The following is a 5156-nucleotide window of genomic DNA, read 5'->3' as shown; positions in this document are numbered from 1 at the left end:
AATGTACGGCCGGGCCAACTTCGACCTCCTGCGACGCCGCATCCTCCTCTCACCGTGATCCACCAGTCGGCACCCCCAAATCAGCGCCAGAGCCAGCTTGCGTGGTGTGGGCACGCTCGGTAATCGGAGGATGGCTGAGGCACTGCGGGTCCTTGAGGCAGAACAACGGGTCTTCGTTGTGCTCGCCTGTCTACTTGCCTCGCCAAGAGGCGCGTTCAGCCCTGAGACGGGCATGATGTTCGCGGGCTGCGACGTCGGCTGCGTTCTCCAGATTGCTGGTGTCGTGACCCCATGCGTTCAGCGCGTCCAGGACGCGGTCGCGGTTGTGGCGGTCATCGCTGGTGGCCAGCAGACGGCGGGCGTGATCGACCAACTCACCCTGATGCTCGATGAGAAGGGGGTGCTCTGCGAGGGGAATGGCGGCGACGAGAGCTGCGCCGCGAGCCTCCGCGCTCTTGTGACCGAGGAGGGGCTGGACAGCAGAGAAGATCGCCGGTCGCAGGTCCCGAAACGCGGCGCATTTCCTCGTACTCATAGAGGAACCGCTCGCCATAATTGCGCTCGCCGATGGCGACGCACTCGTCGTCCGCGTCGTAGGCGGTGTCGCTGAGCCAGGCCAGCATTCTCACGAGGGTCGGGGGACGCGATGGCACGGCGGTGCCGAGGTCGAAGTCACCCGCTGTGATGTCGGGCTGGCCGAGGATGGCTGCGATGTAGAGAGCCACGGGCACGGTGGCTTCATAGATGGTGTTCTGGTGGGTCACTTCTCCGAGCGCGTCCCTTGCGGCGTTTGCCCTGACGGCCGGGTCGGGGTCGAGGATCTGTGCCAATGCCGGCGGCAGGGACTCACCCGAACCAGACACAGTGGCGAGGGATGACCAAGCCGTACCGTCCAGGAGCTGTTGATAATGCGGGAGCCCCTCGGGGTCAGACTTTCCCGATTGCCTGCGGTTCTTGGTCACAGGCGGAGGCTGTAGCGCTGCTGAGCTGGCATGCGCGTGGATCTCCGCCCGCACCCCGGGCAGGCGGTCGAGCCTGCAAAGACCGCACGACGAGCCGAACCTCCGGTTCCCTGAGGACCACCCCCTCGCCCCCCGCCCCCACACCCGGCAGACGTACGTCAGCGACGCTCACCGCATCCATCACACACAGGTGATGCCCACCCGTACACAACCGGGTACACCCCAAAATCACACAACCGGGTGCACCCCAAAATCAGCGACAGAGCCGGGAAATGACGACACAAACACTCATCATTTATGGGAAGGACCGGGGTCCTCGGTGTCGCCAATAGTGGCCCATCGGTGGATGAGGCGTCGGCATGCATGGACGAGTTCGGGTGGGTGGAGGTCGGTGAGTTCGGTGTCGAAGGTGGCGAGGATGCCGGCGATGCCGGCCCAGGACCAGGCGCCGAGGGTGATCCGGCTGTACTCGGTGTCGAGGTACTCCACGACGGAGCCGCCGGGTGCCCAACGGGCCACGATGTGAGCGGCCAGGTTGAGCCGTGCGGTGCCGGTGCATTGCCAGACGGCGGGGGTGTCGCCGCGGTCGTGGGTGCTCATCACGTAGTGGGCGAGGTCGGGGTGCGGAAGCGCGCGGGAAGCGAAGTACTGCGTGGTGGGGCGCAGGTGCAGTCCATCGACGCGGCGCACTCGCCATTCGTCGTCGGTGAGGTCGTAGCCGACCAGATACCACCGAGCGGCCCAGACGACGAGGTGGTGCGGTTCCACGCGGTGGGCGGGCAGGTAGTCGGGGTCACCGGGTTCGGGGCGTGTGCCGTCGGGGCGCAGTGTCTCCGTGACAAGAATGTGGCGGTGACGTACCGCGGTTCCGATGGCGGTGACGGCGGCCGGGTCGATGGGGGGCGCGGGGAATTCCCAGTAGTTCTCCAGCCGGGTCAGGCGCAGGGATTCCATGGATGCCCGCAGGGCGGGGGGCATGACCTGATGCAGAGCCGTCAGTGCCCGCGCCGCGTCGTCCCCGAGGCCGAATATCGTGCTCGGCGCGGTTTGCAGGGCCACCGCGACCGCGAGGGCCTGATCGTGGTCGAACAGCAACGGCGGCAGGGTTCGCCCGGCTCCGAACCGGTAGCCGCCGTCGGGGCCGTGGAGGGTAGCGATCGGGTAGTCGAGCGCGCGCAAGGTCTCGATGTCGCGGCGGACAGTGCGTTCGCTGGCCCCGAGCCGGGTGGCGAGCTCGCGCAGCGACCACTTCCGTCCTGATCCCAGCAGAGACAACAGCTGTAACGCCCGGTGTGAGGTGTTCGCCATCGCCCCACCCTGACACCAGTACAGGCCACTCCGTGTCCACTACCGGTGTCAGAGTGGGGCCTGTTCCCAGTGAGCAGCGGTGGAAAGGACGTCCGGGTATGCGTGTGGTCGTGGTGGGTGGGGGGATCGGTGGGCTTGCACTAGGAGCGGGGCTGCGTCGCCGGGGATTCGAGGTGGCAGTGTTCGACCGCGACACCGATGTGGCGGCGACCGGCGGTTACCACATCACCCTCGATGAGCGGGCGCAGTCGGCGCTGAAGGATCTGGTGGAACCTGAGATCATGCAGCGGCTGCTGGCATCAGGGTCGGCGCTGCGACTGCGCGAACGCGACGCGCTCTGGGACCGCCGCGGCCGACTGCTGGGCCACGGGCCAGGCCTCAGCGACAGTGCAAGTATCGACGTCGATCGGATCACCCTGCGGATGCTCCTGGCCGAAGCCGTCGGAGACGACCTGCACTTGGGACGCAGCGTGTCCGGCGTCGATCACGATGACCACGGCGCGCCCCGAGTGCTGTTCACCGACGGAGCGCCGGTCTCCGCGGATCTGGTGGTGGGCGCGGACGGCACTCACTCGGTGGTCGCCCGTCACCTGGCGGGAGGCCCGACCAACAGCCCGGCGGGCATCATCGGGTTCTCCGGCCGCACCCTCCGGCGAGACCTCAGCCCCGGCGAGCATCAGCGACTTAGGCCACGATCGGGGCTGGCGTTCGGCCCGCGCGGAGCAGCGCTCTACGTCGGCTTCCTCGACCCGGTCGGCAATACCGCACTCGACGCTCCCGAGCTGCGGATGTCGATCACCACCGAACCCACCTACATCTGGGGCGCCATGTTCCCCGAATCCACCCGCACCAATTCCCTGCGCAACCTGCGTGGCAGTGAACTGCAGGCCGCGCTGCTCGGCCGATTCCGCGAGCGGGGCTGGGCCCAGCACACACTCGAAGTCATCGCCCAAGCCGACCCACACAGCGTGGCCGCATTCCGCTTCAACGCCGCCTCCACCCGCGCGGAGGATCTCGCGCCCTGGCCCGCAGGTCGCATCACCGCTCTGGGCGACGCAGTCCACGCCACACCACCCACCGCCGGAATGGGAGCGGGCGCGGCCATCCGCGACGCTGCCAGCCTGCTCACGCACGTCAGCGCCGTCACCGACGGCACCACCACCCTCACCGACGCCGTGGAACAGTTCGAAGCCGGCATGCGCCAACGCGGCAGCGAAGTCCTCACACTGGCCATGAAGACCGTCCGGTGGATCCTGGCCACCGACACCACACTCGGCGCCGCAGCCACCGTCGTGAGCACCCCGATTCTGGCCGCAGCCGCCCGGCTACGTCACTGACGGGCAGGGCATTGGGCGGCTCTGGCCTGTTGCCCCCATCCGGTGAGGGCAAGGTTGTGCACGCTGGCAACGCCGTCGGCATCGATGATGACCTACACGTTCGCCGCGAAACGGTAGCTGCGCGACGAGGCGCCCACGCGAGCCAGGCCTCCACAAGCGTTCGCGGCGGTGTGGCCGGTACACGCGTCGCAGGCGATGACAGCGGGAACAGATTCGATCATGTGCCGAGCCCGGGCAATGACTAGAACGTGACCTCTGGCGCCGACGAGCATCCAGCAACCGATCAGCCGCCAGAAACACACGCGCATGCGGGGCCGGCGCGCAATGCGCGGGGTGTCCTCGGTAAACCGGCCGGGCCCCCGGTTTCGCGCGGCCACCCTCTCCCAACCCCTGCACAAACCCCCGCGTCAACCCCTGCACCAGGCCCTGCATAAACCCCTGACATCACTTCGGCGCCGCGCCCCGTCCTACGCAGGTCAGCCCCCGTGGTTGGTTCCTCAGGAAACCCAGACAACCCCCTCACAGCCTCCTGTACCGCCACCCCTGGGGAAAAGGGGCGGGGCAGCAGCACAGGACGCTGCTCGGGGGTCTAGAGCGGTTCATGGTCTCGGGGTGCGGGCGCTGCGCCCCCGCGCCCGCGTGCGGGCCCCTGGAGCCCGCTGGCCGGGCCGAAGTACCCCTCGGCGCCCCCGCGGGAGGGCCCGGTGGGGCGTTACAGGGCGGCTGGGCAGCTCGGCGCGGCTATTGCCGTGCGGCGGCGCCGGCGAACCTGAGCCGCTATCAGGATCCTGGCCTCGCTGGCCGGTTGAGCGCTGCGCGGGGTGCGCGGTCTCGCCGACCGTCGGCGCCTGGCGATGTCTCCGGTCAGTAGCACTGGGCAGCAGTCGCATTCCGGATGCGGCGTCTGTGCAGGTTGGTGAGTGGGCTTGTCGGGGGGAGGGGGCTGGTTCTCTGAATCCGCGCATCGCGCAGGGCGGGTTGGGTATCTGTGGTCGCCTGCCCACTGGACGCGCAGACCTTCACCTCACACGCACCCACCATCGCCCCAGCACGCCCGACCCGACGCCACTCAGTGCCTATCTGCGTCAGCAGACCTGTTGTCGGTACAAGAACCAGTACCCGCCGTGCGTCGAGCCGTTGAGCAGCCACGGCCGCGATCCAGGTTTCCCCGATGCCGTCGCCGCGATCACCTGGCACCGCAACCCCTCCTCCGGCACTGGGCAGCCGGCCGGTAGTTGGAGGACGCGGAGCACGGCATCGACCGCCTCGACCTGGTGAGGACGCAGCCCGCTCGGCGAAATGGAGGTCTTTTCCTGGGGCACAGGATGAGTACTCTCTGCGCACTCATCAGTTAGGGGAAAATTCCTTGAGAGCCCTGATCGGTATCCTTGTTTTCCTCTTCGGCCTGTACATGGCCTTTTCCGTGACGAAGCTAGCGCGAAAGAACAAGTCTTAGAGGATGTCTCACGTGGTGAGTTTGGCGAGTTTCTTGTAGCAGGTCAGGGTGGCGGCGAGGCCGAGGAAGGCGAGGAAGTGGCTGCCGTTTCGT

The 5156-nt window shown here is 67.7% G+C and carries 4 protein-coding genes; 2 read left to right on the top strand and 2 right to left on the bottom strand.

Going from position 1 to position 5156, the window contains the following annotated elements:
- Nucleotides 1-374: 374 nt before the first annotated feature.
- Together ACIA73_RS41845 and ACIA73_RS41840 are read right to left on the bottom strand one after the other, a co-directional pair.
- Nucleotides 375-962, bottom strand: coding sequence for a hypothetical protein (locus ACIA73_RS41845; protein ID WP_399444269.1), 588 nt, complete (start codon nucleotides 960-962; stop codon nucleotides 375-377).
- A gap of 291 nt (nucleotides 963-1253) precedes the next feature.
- Nucleotides 1254-2270, bottom strand: coding sequence for a helix-turn-helix transcriptional regulator (locus tag ACIA73_RS41840; protein ID WP_399444268.1), 1017 nt, complete (start codon nucleotides 2268-2270; stop codon nucleotides 1254-1256).
- 98 nt (nucleotides 2271-2368) lie between these two features.
- On the opposite strand from ACIA73_RS41840, the gene ACIA73_RS41835 reads away from it, so the two are divergent.
- On the top strand, nucleotides 2369-3607 hold the full coding sequence (locus tag ACIA73_RS41835; protein WP_399444267.1) for an FAD-dependent oxidoreductase: 1239 nt from the start codon (nucleotides 2369-2371) through the stop codon (nucleotides 3605-3607).
- Between the two features lie 920 nt (nucleotides 3608-4527).
- Nucleotides 4528-4842, top strand: coding sequence for a hypothetical protein (locus ACIA73_RS41830; RefSeq protein ID WP_399444266.1), 315 nt, complete (start codon nucleotides 4528-4530; stop codon nucleotides 4840-4842).
- Nucleotides 4843-5156: the final 314 nt, after the last annotated feature.

The sequence above is a fragment of the Streptomyces sp. NPDC051561 genome (assembly GCF_044454195.1).
GTDB lineage: Bacteria > Actinomycetota > Actinomycetes > Streptomycetales > Streptomycetaceae > Streptomyces.
Note: the sequence above shows the minus strand (reverse complement) of the source record. Positions and strands in the feature narration are given on the sequence as shown.

Coding starts and splice junctions, on each gene's coding strand:
- ACIA73_RS41840 (WP_399444268.1), bottom strand. CDS start 2,270: ATGGCGAACACCTCACACCGGGCGTTACAGCTGTTGTCTCTGCTGGGA.
- ACIA73_RS41835 (WP_399444267.1), top strand. CDS start 2,369: ATGCGTGTGGTCGTGGTGGGTGGGGGGATCGGTGGGCTTGCACTAGGA.